The organism is Ralstonia sp. R-29 (assembly GCF_049913345.1).
Classification (GTDB): Bacteria; Pseudomonadota; Gammaproteobacteria; order Burkholderiales; family Burkholderiaceae; genus Ralstonia.
Genome location: NZ_CP184378.1, coordinates 689,873 through 705,341 on the forward strand (window position 1 = coordinate 689,873; position 15,469 = coordinate 705,341).

General features: G+C 64.2%; 17 protein-coding genes. 8 read left to right on the forward strand and 9 right to left on the reverse strand.

Annotated features, from left to right (window positions below; genetic code table 11):
- Positions 1–2: 2 nt before the first annotated feature.
- Positions 3–227: a hypothetical protein gene (locus tag ACN9M1_RS20270; protein ID WP_426400345.1), complete on the forward strand. Its 225-nt coding sequence runs from the start codon at positions 3–5 to the stop codon at positions 225–227.
- A gap of 16 nt (positions 228–243) precedes the next feature.
- Here the strand turns inward: ACN9M1_RS20270 and ACN9M1_RS20275 are convergent, their stop codons facing one another.
- Both ACN9M1_RS20275 and ACN9M1_RS20280 read right to left on the reverse strand, forming a co-directional pair.
- Entirely contained in the window at positions 244–771 is a 528-nt protein-coding gene (locus ACN9M1_RS20275; RefSeq protein WP_426400347.1) for a surface-adhesin E family protein, read from the reverse strand.
- Between the two features lie 64 nt (positions 772–835).
- Entirely contained in the window at positions 836–1,708 is an 873-nt protein-coding gene (locus ACN9M1_RS20280) for a D-amino-acid transaminase (protein ID WP_426400348.1), read from the reverse strand.
- Positions 1,709–1,868: 160 nt separating this feature from the next.
- On the opposite strand from ACN9M1_RS20280, the gene ACN9M1_RS20285 reads away from it, so the two are divergent.
- Complete coding sequence (locus tag ACN9M1_RS20285; RefSeq protein ID WP_426400349.1) at positions 1,869–2,378, forward strand: GNAT family N-acetyltransferase; 510 nt, start codon at positions 1,869–1,871, stop codon at positions 2,376–2,378.
- 95 nt (positions 2,379–2,473) lie between these two features.
- On the forward strand, positions 2,474–2,812 hold the full coding sequence (locus ACN9M1_RS20290; RefSeq protein WP_426400698.1) for a hypothetical protein: 339 nt from the start codon (positions 2,474–2,476) through the stop codon (positions 2,810–2,812).
- An 18-nt stretch (positions 2,813–2,830) separates the two neighbouring features.
- Here the strand turns inward: ACN9M1_RS20290 and ACN9M1_RS20295 are convergent, their stop codons facing one another.
- The 4 genes from ACN9M1_RS20295 to ACN9M1_RS20310 form a co-directional block, all read right to left on the reverse strand.
- A complete protein-coding gene (locus ACN9M1_RS20295) occupies positions 2,831–3,574 on the reverse strand; it encodes an ABC transporter ATP-binding protein (protein WP_426400350.1) in 744 nt (247 codons plus the stop codon).
- An 11-nt stretch (positions 3,575–3,585) separates the two neighbouring features.
- The gene (locus ACN9M1_RS20300) at positions 3,586–5,412 is read right to left on the reverse strand and encodes an ABC transporter permease subunit (protein ID WP_426400351.1); all 1,827 of its coding nucleotides are present in this window, start codon (positions 5,410–5,412) and stop codon (positions 3,586–3,588) included.
- A 4-nt stretch (positions 5,413–5,416) separates the two neighbouring features.
- Entirely contained in the window at positions 5,417–6,469 is a 1,053-nt protein-coding gene (locus ACN9M1_RS20305) for a branched-chain amino acid ABC transporter permease (protein WP_426400352.1), read from the reverse strand.
- Between the two features lie 126 nt (positions 6,470–6,595).
- Positions 6,596–7,477 (reverse strand): IclR family transcriptional regulator, encoded by an 882-nt coding sequence (locus ACN9M1_RS20310; protein WP_426400353.1) that lies wholly within the window; start codon positions 7,475–7,477, stop codon positions 6,596–6,598.
- A gap of 275 nt (positions 7,478–7,752) precedes the next feature.
- Between ACN9M1_RS20310 and ACN9M1_RS20315 the strand changes: the two genes are divergently transcribed.
- The 5 genes from ACN9M1_RS20315 to prfH all read left to right on the forward strand — a co-directional run bounded on the left by ACN9M1_RS20315 (position 7,753) and on the right by prfH (position 12,627).
- Entirely contained in the window at positions 7,753–8,712 is a 960-nt protein-coding gene (locus ACN9M1_RS20315) for an MBL fold metallo-hydrolase (RefSeq protein WP_426400354.1), read from the forward strand.
- A gap of 2 nt (positions 8,713–8,714) precedes the next feature.
- The gene (locus ACN9M1_RS20320) at positions 8,715–10,394 is read left to right on the forward strand and encodes an FAD-dependent oxidoreductase (protein WP_426400356.1); all 1,680 of its coding nucleotides are present in this window, start codon (positions 8,715–8,717) and stop codon (positions 10,392–10,394) included.
- A 5-nt stretch (positions 10,395–10,399) separates the two neighbouring features.
- On the forward strand, positions 10,400–10,606 hold the full coding sequence (locus ACN9M1_RS20325) for a DUF2783 domain-containing protein (protein WP_426400358.1): 207 nt from the start codon (positions 10,400–10,402) through the stop codon (positions 10,604–10,606).
- Between the two features lie 261 nt (positions 10,607–10,867).
- A complete protein-coding gene (locus ACN9M1_RS20330; protein WP_426400359.1) occupies positions 10,868–11,995 on the forward strand; it encodes an RNA ligase RtcB family protein in 1,128 nt (375 codons plus the stop codon).
- Positions 11,995–12,627 carry a peptide chain release factor H gene (gene prfH, locus ACN9M1_RS20335; protein WP_426400360.1) on the forward strand — a complete coding sequence of 211 codons (633 nt, stop codon included), beginning with the start codon at positions 11,995–11,997 and terminating at the stop codon, positions 12,625–12,627. The genes ACN9M1_RS20330 and prfH overlap by 1 nt, the downstream gene beginning before the upstream one ends.
- Here the strand turns inward: prfH and ACN9M1_RS20340 are convergent.
- The 3 genes from ACN9M1_RS20340 to kduD form a co-directional block, all read right to left on the reverse strand.
- Positions 12,624–13,676, reverse strand: coding sequence for an aldo/keto reductase (locus ACN9M1_RS20340; RefSeq protein ID WP_426400361.1), 1,053 nt, complete (start codon positions 13,674–13,676; stop codon positions 12,624–12,626). The genes prfH and ACN9M1_RS20340 overlap by 4 nt on opposite strands.
- A 101-nt stretch (positions 13,677–13,777) precedes the next feature.
- Positions 13,778–14,614, reverse strand: coding sequence for a DNA-binding transcriptional regulator KdgR (gene kdgR, locus ACN9M1_RS20345; protein ID WP_426400362.1), 837 nt, complete (start codon positions 14,612–14,614; stop codon positions 13,778–13,780).
- 67 nt (positions 14,615–14,681) lie between these two features.
- Positions 14,682–15,467, reverse strand: a complete 786-nt coding sequence (gene kduD, locus ACN9M1_RS20350; RefSeq protein WP_426400363.1) for a 2-dehydro-3-deoxy-D-gluconate 5-dehydrogenase KduD — start codon at positions 15,465–15,467, stop codon at positions 14,682–14,684.
- Positions 15,468–15,469 lie beyond the last annotated feature (2 nt).

The following is a 15,469-nucleotide window of genomic DNA, read 5'->3' on the forward strand; positions in this document are numbered from 1 at the left end:
CAATGAAAAGCAAGGTCGTGGTGTACGGACCACTGTATGGGAAGTGGTACGCGATTCTCGTCAACGATGGCGTGGCCGCCGAGTCGAACCAGTTCGAGTCATACGAGGCCACCATCGATTTCGCCGCCCGCCGGTATCCGGAGCTCGAACAGGAACGGCAGCCCTACGCACGCGGGCGTGAAGACGACGACAACACCGGCTGCTCAGAGGAAGCCGCCCAGGTCTGAGCGGCTTTAAGGGGCGTTAGGGGTGCGGCACCGCGCAGAAGCGCCCGGCGATCCAATCGAACACGCTGCCCTCGCGCAGCGAGCGGCTTTGCGCGTCGTCACCATAGCGAATCTGGTAGAGCGGTTTGCCGCTGGCGTTGCGCGCGCGATAGAGCGTCTGTGCGATCACGGTGTAGGTGCGCTGCGCGCAGTCCAGCACTACTTGCTTGACCGACGAACGGATCGGCTGGCCGTCTGCCGTCTTGATCGTGAAGTCGGGCAGCACATTGCGCAGCAGTTGGAACTGCACGGTGTGCTGGCTGCTGGAGCCGGTATCCGCTGCGGCGCGGAGTGATTGCTTGTCGACGTAGGACACGACACCGGTGGCGCCCACAAAGCGGCGCCAGTGGCTATCGCTTCCAGGCTGCTCAGGCGCAACGGTTGCCGCCGGCGCAACGCTCAACGGCACGGAAGTTTGCGCAAACACGGGCACAGATGCCCACAGCGTAACGGCCAACGTGGTCGCCGCAATGGCGCCTCGCCGGCGCCAGCCTCCTGCTTTCATGGTGTCTCGCCTGGCTGCAAAAAACTGAGCGGGCGATTTTACCGTGCTGGCGTAACCGCTTTCGTCACATCTGATTGGCTGGCTCGGCCACATCCACGCCGGCAAAGCGCAGATACAGCACGCGCAGCGCCTGTGTGAGCGGCCCCGGCTGGCCATTGCCGATCTGCACACCATCAATGGACGCCACCGGCATCACGAACGTCGACGCGCTCGTGTAGAAGGCCTCGGCCGCCTGCTGGGCTTCCTGCACGGTAAAGGTGCGCTCTTCCAGCATCAGGCCGTGTTCGCGCGCCAGCGCCAGGATCGACACACGCGTGATGCCCGGCAGCACGGCGTTCGACAGCGGGCGCGTAATCAGGCGCTTGTCTGCGGTGATGATGAACGCGGTGGACGAGGCGCCTTCGGTCACGTGGTCGCCGTCGGTCATCCAGGCTTCGTGCGCGCCGGCGCGGGCGGCGATCTGCTTGGCCATCACCTGCGGCAACAAGCCGACGCTCTTGATATCGCAGCGCTTCCAGCGCAGGTCGGGCACCGTCACGACGGTGGCACCTTTCTTTGCCAAGGGGCTATCGACAATGGTCTTGACCTGCGTAAACGCCACGGCCGTCGGCGTGATGTCTGCGGGAATGCCAAAGTCGCGCTCGGCCACGCCACGCGTGACTTGCATGTACACCACGCCCTCGTCCAGCCCGTTGCGCGCCACCAGCTCTTCGCACACGCGAGTCCACTCCGCTTCGGTGTACGGGTTGTCGATGCCGATTTCGGACAGCGAGCGGGTCAGGCGTGCGAGGTGTGCGTCGTTGTCGACGAGCTTGCCGCGCGCCACGGCGGTCACTTCATAGATGCCATCGGCAAAGGTAAAGCCTCGGTCCATGATGGAAACGGTGGCCTCGGCGGCCGGCACGTATTGGCCGTTCAGGAAGACGATTCGGGACATGCTTGCAAGAAGAAATGGGGCAGCGGGACGACCCCGCAACGCACCCGACAGGATACGTGCGCCACGCTGCAAATGCCGGCGTGAGCCCCAGTTATGCGCAAACGGCATGAGGGCCGATGTGCGTCCGGTAAACTCGGCGGTTTTCCGCTCCACCTGCCCCATGTCCGAGCTCACCATTCGCCCGATCGTCGCGCACGACTTGCCCGGCATCTTGGCCGTGCAGCAGGCTTGCTACGGCGATGGCTTCCTCGAGCCGGGCGACGCGTTGGCCAGCCGCTGGGCGCGCAGCCCTGCCATGTGCCTGGTCGCGGTGGAGGGGACGGAGATCGTCGGCTACCTGCTCTCGCATGCATGGCATGCATGGAGTCCGCCCAAGTTGCACGTGCCGTTGCCGAAGGCGGATGCTGCGGATGTGCTCTGGTTCGTGCACGACATGGCCATCGCACCCGCCGGCCGTGGCCGCCGCCTGGGCGAACGCCTCTACACAACGGCCCGAAACGCCGCACAGTCCCACGGCCTGCGCCAATCGCGCCTGGTCGCCGTACAGGGCGCCGACGCCTTCTGGCAACGACTCGGCTATCGGCCTGCCCGGCTCGACGCCAAATCGGTCGCCACGCTACACAGCGTCTACGGTAACGACGCCCTGTTGATGGAGCGCACGCTCGCCTGACGCGACTTCGTTACATCTGGTAACGCCCGTATATTTTTTGTAAGACCGCGAGCATGCCACTCGACTACAGTGCAGCCGTGTCGAAGGAACTCATCATGCAAAAGCATTTGGCGCTGTGTGCGCTGGCCGCGCTCGCGGCATTGTCGTCCCAGGCTGCGCTGGCCCGGGTCAATGTGGATATCGGCATCGGCGTTCCGGTCGCCCCGGTCTATGTCGAGCCGGCGCCGGTTTATGCACCGGCACCCGTCTATGCTCCTCAGCCGGTGTATGCCCCCCAACCTGTGTACGTCCAACCGCAGCCGGTGGTGGTCGCGCCCGGCTACTACGAGGACGACTGGCGCGCCCGCAAGTGGCAGGAAAAGCAATGGCGTGAGCAACGCAAGTGGGAACGCAGGGAGTGGAAACATCGCCATCGCGACGATGACGACGATTGATCGCTTGCCCGGCGGCGCTCAAGCCGCCTTCTTTGCCAGTCCCAGATAGGTTTCGATGACGCGCGGGTTGACGGCCAGTTCATGCGCCGGGCCTTCGAGCGTCATGTCGCCCGTTTCCAGCACATAGCCGTAGTCGGCCACCTGCAAAGCGGCACGCGCGTTTTGTTCGATCAGCAGGGTTGCCACGCCGGTTTTGCGCAGGTCGCTGATGATGTGGAAGATCTCTTTCACGATGAGTGGCGCAAGACCGAGGCTCGGCTCGTCCAGCATCAGCAACTGCGGCTTGGCCATCAGCGCGCGGCCCACAGCCAGCATCTGGCGCTCGCCGCCGGAGAGCGTACCGGCTTCCTGCACGCGGCGCTCCTTCAGACGCGGGAAGAGGTCGTAGACCACCTCCATCTGGTCCAGGTAGTTGCGCTCGCCCGCACGCTTGCGGCGGTACGCGCCCAGCACGAGGTTGTCTTCCACGCTCATGGTGGCGAACAGCTCGCGCTTTTCCGGCACCAGGCACATGCCCCGCGCCACGCGCTTTTCCACCGGCAGCCCAGTCAGGTTGTGACCCAGATACGAGACCACGCCGCTGGCCGACCCTGTCGTCGGCAGTGCGCCCATGATGGCGCCTAGCATGGTCGACTTGCCCGCGCCGTTCGGGCCGATGACGGTGACGATCTGCCCCGCCCCCACCTTCAGGTTGGCGCCATGCAGCGCCTCCACCTTGCCGTAGCGGACGTACAGGTCTTTCACTTCGAGGATGACTGACATGCGCGTTCTCCTTATTCCACGCCGCCTAGGTAGGCTTCCAGAACGGCCGGGTTCTGCTGCACTTCCTGCGGCAACCCTTCGGCGATCTTGGTGCCGAATTCCATCACGACCAGCCGATCGGTCAGGTTCATGACAAAGTCCATGTCGTGCTCGACCAACAGCACGCTCATCCCCTCAGCCTTGAGCTTGGTGAGCAGCGCGGCCAAGGCCTGTTTCTCCTTGTAGCGCAGGCCAGCGGCAGGCTCATCGAGCAACAGCAATGCCGGATCGCAGCACAGCGCGCGGGCGATCTCCAGAATCCGTTGCTGGCCGAGCGCTAGGCTGCCGGCTTCCTGATACATGCAATCGGCCAGGCCCACGCGCTCCAGCTGGCGGCGGGCTTCGAACAACAGCTTCTGCTCTTCGGCTTGGTTCATGCGGACCACGCTGGCTAGCACCCCACCCTGCGCCGCGAAGTCACCACGCAGGTGAGCGCCGAGCGCCACGTTCTCGAGCACCGTCATGCCCGACAGCAGTTGCACATGCTGGAACGTGCGGCCGATGCCACGCTTGACGATCTCGCGCGAAGGCTTGCCGCTGATGCGTTCACCTCGGTAGAGCACCTCGCCGCGCGTGACTGGCAGCACGCCGGTGACGAGGTTAAAGGTGGTCGATTTTCCCGCGCCGTTGGGGCCGATCAGGCCGATGATCTCGCCGGCCCTCACCTGGAAGCTGACGTCGTTCACGGCGACAAGACCACCAAACTCCTTGCGCGCGGCGCGTACATCGAGAATCAGCTCGCCCGCCGCCGGCTTGTTACGCAGCCTGAGTTGCGGCGCGCTATCGGGCGCACGGGCTGTCGGCGCGGAAGGAAACAGCTTGCGGATGAACGGCCACACGCCATCACGCGCGTATTGCAGCAACAGCACCAGCAGCACACCAAACACGATGATCTCGAAGTTGCCGTTGGAGCCGAGCAGCTTGGGCAGGATGCTCTGCAGGCTGTCTTTCAGGATGGTCAGCAGCCCCGCGCCGAGCACCGCGCCCCACACGTGGCCCACGCCACCCACCACCGCCATGAACAGATATTCGATACCGTAGTTCAGGCCAAACGGCGTCGGGTTCACCGCGCGCTGCAAGTGCGCATACAGAAAGCCCGAGATGCACGCCAGCACCGCCGCAAACACGAAGATCACCACCTTCATCCACGCCGTGTTCACGCCCATGGCCTCGGCCATGGTGCCGCCGCCCTTGAGCGCGCGGATGGCGCGGCCCGGGCGGGAGTTCAACAGGTTCTGCACGGCCAGCACGGCCGCCACCACCACGGCCCAGATTAGGTAGAACATCTCGCGCCCGGTCTGCAGCGGCTTGCCGAGGAAGTTCAACACCGGAATGCCATTCAGCCCGTCGTATTTGCCCAGGAACTCCAGATTGCCAAACAGGAAGAACAGCGACAGCCCCCAGGCAATCGTCGCCAGCGGCAGGTAGTGGCCCGACATGCGCATCGTGATCAAGCCGATCACATAGGCCGACACCACCGTGATGACCAGCCCCGCCAGCAGGCCGATCCACGGCGACACACCATACTGCGTCGTCAGATACGCCGTGCTGTACGCGCCCAGGCCAACGAACGCCGCCTGCCCGAACGAGGTCAGGCCGCCCACGCCAGTCAGCAGCACCAGCCCCAGCGCGACAAGGCTATAGAGCCCGATGTAATTCAGCAGCGTGATCCAGAATTCGGGCGTAGGCACGATGGGGATCAACGCAAGCACGACCACGAACAAGGCGGTCAGCACGCGGTTGCGTGTGAGCCAGCCGCGTTGTGCCGCGTTCTCGGAAGATTTGATGAGCGTGTTCATCGGCTTATTCTTCTTCCTCGACATGCTTGGTGGTGAGCGACCGCCACAGCAGCACGGGAATGATGAGCGTGAACACGATCACCTCCTTGAACGCCGACGCCCAGAACGATGAATACGACTCCAGCAGCCCCACCAGCAGCGCACCCAGAGCCGCCACCGGATAGCTCACCAACCCGCCCACGATCGCACCCACGAAGCCCTTCAGGCCGATCAGGAAACCCGACTCGTAGTAGACCGTGGTGAGCGGTGCGATCAGGATGCCGCACAACGCGCCAAGCGCCGCCGCCAGCGTAAAGGCCAACCGCCCCGCCTGCGTGGTGCCGATGCCCACCAGCCGTGCGCCCAGCCGATTCACGGCCGTCGCCCGCAGCGCCTTGCCCGACACAGTGCGGCCAAAGTAGAAGTACAACCCCACAATCATCAGCACCGACACGGCCACCACCCACAGGCTCTGTCCCGACACCGAGAGCGCGCCCAGATCAAAGCGCGCATCGGAAAACGCGTCCGTACGCGAACCCTCCGCGCCGAACATGACGAGGCCGAGGCCCACCATCGCAAAGTGCACGCCCACCGAGACGATCAGCAGCACCAGCGTGCTCGCCTCGGCCAGCGGCTCGTAGGCCAGGCGGTAGATCATCGGGCCCATGGGAATGACGATCAGCAGCGCGAGCGCTACCTGCACGGCCATCGGCAGCGTCGTCGGCGCGAGCATGCGGGACGCCGCGTACACGGCGATCGGAAAGATCAGGTATTTGCCGGCGTAGATGGCGCCCGTGCGCAGCGCATGCAGGCGCAACTCCGGTTGCAGCAGCGTGCGGCCCATCTCCACGAGGAAGGTCAACACGCCAAGCACAACCAGCATGGAAGCGGACAGCGGTGCCTTATTGGCTTGGATCGCCGCCAGCGTGAGCGCGCCATAGGCCACGAACTCGCCCTGCGGGATGAAGATCACGCGCGTGACCGAAAACACCAGCACGAGCGCCAGTGCCAGCAGCGCGTAGATCGCGCCCGATGTCACGCCGTCTTGCGCCAGGATGGCGGCAATCGACAAATCCATGAGTTTCCTCGTTATGGGTGTCGCGGAATTCGCGCCGGCATGCCCCAAAAGCGGGGCCAGCGCGAGGGGGCGCCACGAGTTACGAGATAGTAAATTTCTTACGGCAGGATGAAATTGGCGACAACCCTAACGGGCCGGCTTCACACGTCGGGTTGCCTTGGGCGGTTCCGGCGCCGGAGTTTGCAGCATGGACGAAAGCTGGCTCACGAAACTGCGCAGCGTCGCCTCCAGCTCGCCGCCGCGTTCGGCATGAAACAGCGTTTGCAGATTCAACGCGATCAGCACCAACGCCAGGTGCCCGCGTGCGCCAAACACCGGCAGCGAGAGCGCGCTCACGCCCGGCAGCAGGCTGCCTGTCACCCACGCTGCGCCTTCGGTGCGGATGTCTTCGCACAGGCGGTAGTAATCGGTGAGGGACCGCGGCAACCCGGGCAGATCGTCGGTGGCACGCTCGTGCAGTTCGCGCTCCACCAGCGGCAGCGTCTGTTCGATCGGCAGATAGGCACCGAACAAGCGGCCGGTGGCGGAGTTGAGCATCGGCATGACATCGCCAATGCGCAGGTTCACACCCGGGGCGCCGCCTGCCTTTTCCCAATGCACCACCGTCGGGCCACGGTCGCTCCATACGGCAATGCCGATGGTGTGGCCGGTCTGGTCGCGCAAGCCGGCCAGCAAGGGCCGTGTGCGGACGATGGCCTCGGTCCGGTTCAGGCTGGCCAGCCCCAGGCGCAAGGCAAACGGGCCCAGTTCATAACGACCGGTGAGCGGATCCTGCGAGACCGCGCCCACACGTTGCAAGCTCACCAGATAGCGGTGTGCCTTGGAGGGATGCATGCCCGCCGCGCGCGCCAGATCGCCGAGCGCCATGGCGCGCATGGCCCGCGTCAAGGCCACCAGCAATTGCGAGCCAACTTCGATGGATTGAATACCCGAGCGGTCGCGACTGGCGCGCGCGTCTTCCGCATCGCCATCGGATGGCAGGTCGTCTTCGGCTTCAATGGTCTCCATGTCTCGGGGCGTATTGGCTAGGGCCGGCCGGCAAAGTGCTGGGAGCGTAGCATGCTGCGCGGCTTGGGCGGTCACATTCAATTTTTATGCATTGTATAAACGAAGCATCTAATCATAATCAACGTATACCCTAGAGGCAGGCGAAAACCGCGCGGTCTATCATTCGCCACGAGCGGCACCGCCTGACACCTGCGTGTCTCCAACCACGCTTTCGGGCTGAACTACGCCGCACAACAATTCCCCCAACCGTAATCCACTACACCAGGAGTGACAGAATGGCCAAAGCCTTCGCCTCGCAAGCTGATCTCGAGGCCAAACAAGTCACCTTCACCCAGCTCTCCCCCAACGCTTACGCCTACACCGCCGAGGGCGACCCGAACTCGGGCGTCATCATCGGTGACGACTCCGTGCTGATCGTCGACACCACGGCCACGCCGGCGATGGCGCAAGACCTGATTGCGCGCATTCGTGCCATCACCGACAAGCCGATCAAGCACGTGGTGCTGTCGCACTACCACGCGGTGCGGGTGCTGGGCGCGTCGGCCTACTTTGCCGAGGGCGCGCAGAACATCATCGCCAGCCGTGGCACGTACGAGATGATCGTCGAGCGGGGCGAGGCCGATATGAAATCCGAGATCGAACGCTTTCCGCGCCTGTTTGCCGGCGTGGAAACCGTGCCCGGCCTAACGTGGCCGACGCTGGTGTTCGAGCGCGAACTCACGCTGTTCCTGGGCAAGCTGGAAGTGAAGATCCTGCACCTTGGCCCCGGCCACACGAAGGGCGATACGGTGGTGTGGATTCCATCTCAGAAGGTGCTCTTCTCGGGCGATCTGGTCGAATACGACGCCGCCTGCTACTGCGGTGATGCGCAACTTGCAGAATGGCCCGCCACACTGGATGCCCTGCGCGCGCTCGGCGCCGACAAGCTGGTACCCGGCCGCGGCCCCGCGCTGCTGAATCCGGCCGAAGTCGAAAAGGGCCTCGCCTATACGCGCGATTTCGTGTCCACGCTACTTGAGCGCGGCAAGGAAGCCGTCGCCCAGAAGATGGACCTGAAAGCCGCCATGGCGCACACCCGCGCGGCAATGGACCCGAAGTTCGGCAACGTCTTCATCTACGAACACTGCCTGCCGTTCGACGTGACGCGCGCCTTTGATGAGGCCAGCGGCATCAAGCATCCGCGCATCTGGACAGCTGAGCGCGACAAGGAAATGTGGGCCGCCCTGCAAGGCTGAACATGAACGCCGACTTCCAGAACCGCGTCTTCGCGTACGCGCCATGCGCAGAGCAACAGGCCGGCGCATCAGCCGCACCTCGCCCCGTCGTCATCGTTGGTGCGGGGCCAGTGGGTTTGGCTACGGCCATCGATCTGGCGCAGCAAGGTGTGCCCGTCGTGCTTGTGGATGACGACTGCACGCTGTCCACCGGTTCGCGCGCGATCTGCTTTTCCAAGCGTTCGCTGGAGATTTTCGATCGCCTCGGTTGCGGCGATTGCATGGTCGAAAAAGGCGTGAGCTGGAACGTCGGCAAGGTCTATCTGAAGAACGAACTGCTCTACAGCTTCGACCTCCTGCCCGAAGCCGGGCACCGCCGGCCGGCGTTCATCAACCTGCAGCAGTACTACGTGGAAGGGTTTCTCGTTGAACGTGCGCAGGCCTTGCCGAACATCGAGCTGCGCTGGAGGAACAAGGTGACCGGCCTCACGCAGGATGCCGATGGCGTCACGCTCACCATCGAGACACCCGACGGCACGTACGAACAGCGCGCGCAATACGTGGTCGCCGCGGACGGCTCGCGCAGCCCAGTGCGCCAAATGATGGGCCTCGAGGCCCACGGGCAGACGTTCAAGGATCGCTTCCTGATCGCCGATGTGCGCATGGACGCGCCCTTCCCCAGTGAGCGCTGGTTCTGGTTTGATCCGCCGTTTCACCCGAACCAATCGGTGCTGCTGCACCACCAGCCCGATAACGTCTGGCGCATCGACTTCCAGCTCGGCTGGGACGCGGACCCGGTGGCCGAAAAGCGGCCCGAGCGCGTGATCCCGCGCGTGCGCGCATTGCTCGGTGAAGGTGTCGACTTCGAGCTGGAGTGGGTCAGCGTCTACACCTTCTCGTGCGAGCGCATGGACCGTTTCCGCCACGGCCGCGTGCTCTTCATCGGCGATGCGGCGCATCGCGTGTCGCCGTTCGGCGCACGCGGCGCCAACAGCGGTTTGCAGGATGCGGAGAACCTCGCATGGAAACTGCGCATGGTGCTCAATGGCGATGCGCCCGACACGCTGCTCGACACCTACGCGAGCGAGCGCGAATTCGCCGCCGACGACAACATCCGCCACTCCACCCGCTCGACGGACTTCATCACGCCCAAGAGCGCAGTCAGCAAACTCTTCCGCGATGCCACACTGCGCCTGGCCAAGCACTACCCGTTTGCGCGCACGCTGGTAAACAGTGGGCGGTTATCGGTGCCGACGGTGCTGGAAGGCTCCTCACTTTCCACCGCTGACGAGGCGCCCTTCACCTGCGCCCTTGTGCCGGGTGCCGTCGCCTTGGATGCACCGGTGCGCACCGCCGATGGTCGCGCCGCCTGGCTACTCAGCCATCTGTGCAGCGGCTTCACAGCACTGCGTTTCTGTCGTGCAGGAGAACACGTCGATGCGCTGCCGTTGCCGACGGTTGCCATCTTTCCGGCCGGTGGCGTGGGCGCGGTTTCGGCCAACGTGACGGCCCTTGAGGACATCGACGGACTCGTGGCACAGCGCTATGACGCACGGCCCGGCACGACGTATCTGCTCCGCCCGGACCAACACGTCTGCGCGCGCTGGCGTGCATTCGACCCGGCCAAACTGGCTGCTGCCTTGCTTCGTGCCTGCGGCCACGCCACCGCTGCCACCCCATCACGCACCGCCGCCACGGCCTGATTGCCATGCCGCTGAACACGCAACCCAACCTGCCACGCCCCGATGATTTTTACGAAGCGCTGATCGACGCGCACCGCAACCTGAGCGACGAGCACAGCGCGATGCTCAACGCGCAACTCATCCTGTTGCTCGCCAACCATATCGGCGATATGGCGGTGCTGCGCGAGGCGCTGGCGGCTGCGCGATTGGCATTGCCCGCAACCCCTGCGTGAGCGCACTCGCGTTTCCACAATCCAACACTCGCACTGCATCGCACTTGCGACTGCGCAAAGTGCAGTGCTAGTATCCGCCCCGCTTACCGATCAACCATTTTGCACAGGAGGAAAAACATCATGCGTCACCAAGCCTTCCCCTTTGCAGGCCCTCGCCTGGGTTGATCGAATCTCTCGCGCTGTAGTTCACAGCGTCTTCGCATTGCCCCGGCCTCCGGCCTGCCACATCAGATAGTTCTTCAGACCTGATATGGAATATTCATGGGCAATTGCATCTTGCATTTGTTCGACGGCGTCACCCTGATCGCCTCGGACGACACCTGGATCGAAGGCAACGCGATCCAACAACTTCAAACCACCAAAGCACTCGACGGCATGCGCCATGTGGCTGGCATGCCGGATCTGCACCCCGGTCGCGGCTACCCCGTCGGCGCCGCGTTTTTCTCCGTTGGCCGCTTGTATCCGGCACTGATCGGCAACGACATCGGCTGCGGCATGGCGCTGTGGGCCACCGATATGGATGCCAACAAGGTCAGCTTCGACAAGCTAGAAAAGCGGCTCGGCAACATCGACCCGCCGCTCGATGAAAGCTGGCGCGAGCTTGCCGCATCGTTGGCACCGGCTGGCACTGGCTTCGATGCAGCGTTGGGCACCATTGGCGGCGGCAACCACTTTGCCGAGCTGCAGCGCATCGACGAGATTTACGACGCCAGCGAACTGCCGCTGGACCCGCGCCAGCTTCTGCTGCTCGTGCACAGCGGCTCGCGCGGGCTCGGCCAGGCCATCCTGGCAGAGCAGGTGCGCGCGTATGGGCACGGCGGCCTCGCACAGGACGACGCCGCCTGCGCGGCCTACCTGGCGCGGCACGACACGGCGCTGCACTTCGCCAAGGCCAACCGCGAATTGATCGCACGGCGCATGCTCGATCGGCTGCATGCGCAAGGCAAAGCGTTGCTCGACGTGCACCACAACTTTGTCGCACCGGCCACGGTGTTTGGTGAACGCGGCTGGCTGCATCGCAAGGGCGCGACACCATCGGATGCGGGCGTGGTGGTCATCCCCGGTTCACGCGGGGATTACAGCTACCTCGTATCGCCGCGCCCGAGCGAGCATGGATTGTTTTCGCTCGCCCACGGCGCGGGCCGCAAGTGGATGCGCAGCGAGTGCAAAGACCGCCTCGTCCGTCGCTTCACCGCGGCGCAGCTCAACCGCACCAAGCTGGGCAGCCACGTCATCTGCGAAGACAAGCAGTTGATCTACGAAGAGGCCCCCGAGGCCTACAAGCCGATCGAAAGCGTCATCGCGCCGCTGGTGGATGCCGGCCTGGTGAAGGTGCTCGCGCGACTGCGCCCGGTGTTGACATACAAGACGCGTGGGGAGTGCTGCTGATGGTGTTGCTGCAACTCTCTTCTGCGCAAGGGCCGGCCGAATGCGAACTGGCGGTAGCGAAAGCGCTGGCGCGCCTGCAACGCGAATCGGCCGACGCAGGCGTCCAACTCGAACTGCTGGAACAGGAGGATGGCGAGCGCGCGGGCACGTTGCGCTCTGCCTTGATCAGCCTGGAAGGCGATGCTGAAGATGCCTTGGCGCGGGCATGGGAAGGCACGATCCAATGGACGTGCCCAAGCCCCTACCGACCACGGCATGCACGCAAGAACTGGTTCTTTGGCGTGGCGCGCTGTGCCGCGCCGTCGGAAACGCTGCCGAGCGAGATTCGCTTTGATGCCACGCGCTCGTCCGGTCCGGGCGGGCAGCATGTCAACAAGACGGAATCGGCGGTAAGGGCCACGCACATCGCCACGGGCATCAGCGTGAAGGTGCAGACCGAGCGCAGCCAGCACGCCAACAAGCGGCTGGCTGTGCTGCTGCTCGCGCACAAGCTGGCAGACCATGACGCGGCGGCCAACGCGGCGCAGCGTGCGGAGCGGCGCTCGCTCCATCATCAGGTGGAACGCGGCAACGCGCGCCGCATGTTCAAGGGCGAGCGGTTTGAGCCGCTTGGGCCAACCGCCGATGCCTAACGCCCGACCTGCCGCGTCCCAGCAAGCTGGCCACGGCGATACTCGCCTTGGCGCTCCAGCATCCAACCTGGGTACTCGGCGGGGAGTTTGCTCAGTTCATTGAGCTGCGCCAACTCTTCCGTCGTCAGTTCCACCTTGGTCGCGGCGATGTTGTCGTCGAGCTGTTCGACCTTCTTGGCGCCGACGATCACGGTGGTCACGGCATGCTGGTGCAACAGCCACGCCAGGGCGATCTGCGCGACAGACACCTTGCGCAGTTCGGCCATGACGCGCATCGCATCGATACAGGTATAGGCGCGTGCCTGATCCACGGGTGGGAAGTCGAACTTGTTGCGGCGGCTGTCATGTTCGCCGTGCTGCTCACGCGTGTACTTGCCGCTGAGCAAGCCGCCGGCCAGCGGGCTCCACACCATCAGGCCCAGGCCTTCGCTCTTGAGCATCGGCACCAGTTCGCGCTCCAGGTCACGGCCGGCGATGGTGTAGTAGGCCTGCAGGCTTTCAAACCGCGCACAACCCAGGCGCTCGGCAATGCCCAAGGCCTTGACGATCTGCCACGCAGCCCAGTTCGATACGCCCACGTAGCGCACATGCCCGTGCTGCACGAGCGTGTCCAGCGCACGCACGGTTTCTTCAATGGGCGTGGCCGGGTCGAAGCCGTGGATTTGATAAAGATCGATGTGGTCGAGCTGCATGCGTTTCAGGCCCGCCTTGATGCCATCCATGATGTGAAAGCGCGAGGCGCCCCGTGCGTTCACGCTCTCGCCCGTCTGGCCGAACACCTTGGTGGCGACAACCACGCTGTCGCGCGACACCTTCAGGTTCTTGAGCGCCTGGCCGGTCATCTGTTCGGCGACACCGTTCGAGTACACGTCGGCCGTGTCGATGAAATTGATGCCGGCGTCGAGTGCGCGGCCGATCAATCGCTCGGCATCAGCCTGCTGCAAATCACCGATGTGCTGCCAGATGCCATCGTTGCCGCCAAAGGTCATGGTGCCCAGGCACAGCTCCGAGACAAACAGGCCGGTCCGGCCCAATTGGTTGTAACGCATGTGATCGACTCCAATACGATGGGAATGGAATGCTGAGCGCACAGGCTCAGATGCGGAAGGCAACGCAGAGGATAGGACGGACTGACCAGTCTTGCAGGCGGTTACTCGGCCGGGTGATACCCGAGCCGGGACGAGATGGCCGCGCCGGCTTGCTGAAGCAGCGCCACGTAATGCGCCTTGGTATCCGCCCCGCACCGCATGGTCGGGAACGAGATCGACAGCCCGGCAATCACACGGCCGAACCGGTCCAACACGGGCACGGCAATGCACAGCAGCCCGTCTTCCTGCTCTTCATTGTCTTCGCCAAAGCCTTGCTGGCGCACGCGCGGCAGGATGCTGAGCACAGCCTCGGCCGAACCGAGCGTCTTCTGCGTGGACTTTTTGAACTCCACCTTCGACAGCACATCGCGTGCCTCTTCCAGCGGCATGTACGCCAACAGCACCTTGCCGATAGCCGTGCTGTACAGCGGATTACGTCGGCCGATGCGCGACTGCATGCGCAAGCCGTAATCGGCATCGATCTTGTGGATATAGATGATGGCGTCTTCGTCAAAGGCGCCCAGGTGCACGGCCTCGCGTGTGAGTTGGCCGATGCGCCGCATCTCGGTGTCGGCCTCGCGGACGAGGTCGACATTTTCCAGGGCCTTGGCGCCAAGCTCGAACAGGCGAATGGTCAGACGATAGCGCTCGGTGTCACCCTCCTGCGCCACGTAGCCGAGGCTCTTGAGCGTTTGCAGGAAGCGGTGCACGGTGGTCTTGGACATGCCGAGCCGCTGCGACAGTTCGCTGGGGCCGACCGCGCCAAGCTCGCCCATCGCGCCGAGAATGGTGAACACCTTATCGACCGCCGAAACCGATTCGGCTTTGTCCGCACCGCTTTCCGCAGCTTCATTGGTGGACGTGTCTTCCGGCTTGCGTGGCCGGCGCGTGGCTTTCATCTCTCGTGGTTCCGTGGAATCGAAATCGGGAGAGAGCATAACCGGTCTCATACCGTTATCCGCCGCACTAGCGCGCCAGCCAGCCGCCATCAACGGCGAGCGTATGGCCATGCACATAGTCCGACGCGGCCGAAGCGAGGAAGACCACCGCACCGGCAAGGTCGTCCGGCACACCCCAGCGCCCGGCCGGAATGCGCGCGAGGATCTCTTCGCTGCGTTGCGGGTCTTCGCGCAATTGCGCCGTGTTGTCGGTTTCCATATAGCCCGGTGCGATGGCGTTGACGTTGATGCCGCGCCCTGCCCATTCGTTGGCGAGCAGCCGTGTCAGCCCCAGCACGCCGCTCTTGGACGCCGTATACGACGGCACGCGAATGCCACCCTGGAATGACAGCATCGACGCCACGTTGATGATCTTGCCGCCGCGCTCCTGCTTCACAAGCTCGCGCGCCACGGCCTGCGAGAGAAAGAACACGCCCTTGAGGTTGACGTCGATCACCGCGTCCCAATCGGCCTCGGAAAATTCGAGCGCATCGCAACGGCGGATGATGCCCGCGTTATTGACGAGAATATCGACGCGGCCAAACGCGTCCATCGCGGCTTCGACAATGCTGTCGATGGGTTCGAGCGAAGACAAGTCCGCACGCACGTCAACGAACCGGCGACCAGCGGCTTCCACGCGTAATGCTGTCTCTGCCGGGTCGGAGCGGTTGGCGCCCACGATGTCGCAACCGGCGGCCGCCAGCGCCGTCGCCATGCCGGCGCCCAGCCCCGTGTTGCAGCCGGTAACGATGGCGACCTTACCCGTCAGGTCAAACAGACTGGCAGCCTGAAGATAGGGATTCTCGAGCCGCATGG

Excerpts from the sequence above, each read along its gene's own strand:
- ACN9M1_RS20310 (WP_426400353.1), bottom strand. The coding sequence starts at position 7,477 with ATGGAGACCATTGAAGCCGAAGACGACCTGCCATCCGATGGCGATGCG.
- ACN9M1_RS20275 (WP_426400347.1), bottom strand. The coding sequence starts at position 771 with ATGAAAGCAGGAGGCTGGCGCCGGCGAGGCGCCATTGCGGCGACCACG.
- ACN9M1_RS20290 (WP_426400698.1), top strand. The coding sequence starts at position 2,474 with ATGCAAAAGCATTTGGCGCTGTGTGCGCTGGCCGCGCTCGCGGCATTG.
- ACN9M1_RS20270 (WP_426400345.1), top strand. The coding sequence starts at position 3 with ATGAAAAGCAAGGTCGTGGTGTACGGACCACTGTATGGGAAGTGGTAC.
- ACN9M1_RS20285 (WP_426400349.1), top strand. The coding sequence starts at position 1,869 with ATGTCCGAGCTCACCATTCGCCCGATCGTCGCGCACGACTTGCCCGGC.
- ACN9M1_RS20305 (WP_426400352.1), bottom strand. The coding sequence starts at position 6,469 with ATGGATTTGTCGATTGCCGCCATCCTGGCGCAAGACGGCGTGACATCG.
- ACN9M1_RS20320 (WP_426400356.1), top strand. The coding sequence starts at position 8,715 with ATGAACGCCGACTTCCAGAACCGCGTCTTCGCGTACGCGCCATGCGCA.
- ACN9M1_RS20325 (WP_426400358.1), top strand. The coding sequence starts at position 10,400 with ATGCCGCTGAACACGCAACCCAACCTGCCACGCCCCGATGATTTTTAC.
- kduD (WP_426400363.1), bottom strand. The coding sequence starts at position 15,467 with ATGCGGCTCGAGAATCCCTATCTTCAGGCTGCCAGTCTGTTTGACCTG.
- ACN9M1_RS20315 (WP_426400354.1), top strand. The coding sequence starts at position 7,753 with ATGGCCAAAGCCTTCGCCTCGCAAGCTGATCTCGAGGCCAAACAAGTC.
- kdgR (WP_426400362.1), bottom strand. The coding sequence starts at position 14,614 with ATGAAAGCCACGCGCCGGCCACGCAAGCCGGAAGACACGTCCACCAAT.
- ACN9M1_RS20300 (WP_426400351.1), bottom strand. The coding sequence starts at position 5,412 with ATGAACACGCTCATCAAATCTTCCGAGAACGCGGCACAACGCGGCTGG.
- ACN9M1_RS20295 (WP_426400350.1), bottom strand. The coding sequence starts at position 3,574 with ATGTCAGTCATCCTCGAAGTGAAAGACCTGTACGTCCGCTACGGCAAG.
- prfH (WP_426400360.1), top strand. The coding sequence starts at position 11,995 with ATGGTGTTGCTGCAACTCTCTTCTGCGCAAGGGCCGGCCGAATGCGAA.
- ACN9M1_RS20330 (WP_426400359.1), top strand. The coding sequence starts at position 10,868 with ATGGGCAATTGCATCTTGCATTTGTTCGACGGCGTCACCCTGATCGCC.
- ACN9M1_RS20280 (WP_426400348.1), bottom strand. The coding sequence starts at position 1,708 with ATGTCCCGAATCGTCTTCCTGAACGGCCAATACGTGCCGGCCGCCGAG.
- ACN9M1_RS20340 (WP_426400361.1), bottom strand. The coding sequence starts at position 13,676 with ATGCGTTACAACCAATTGGGCCGGACCGGCCTGTTTGTCTCGGAGCTG.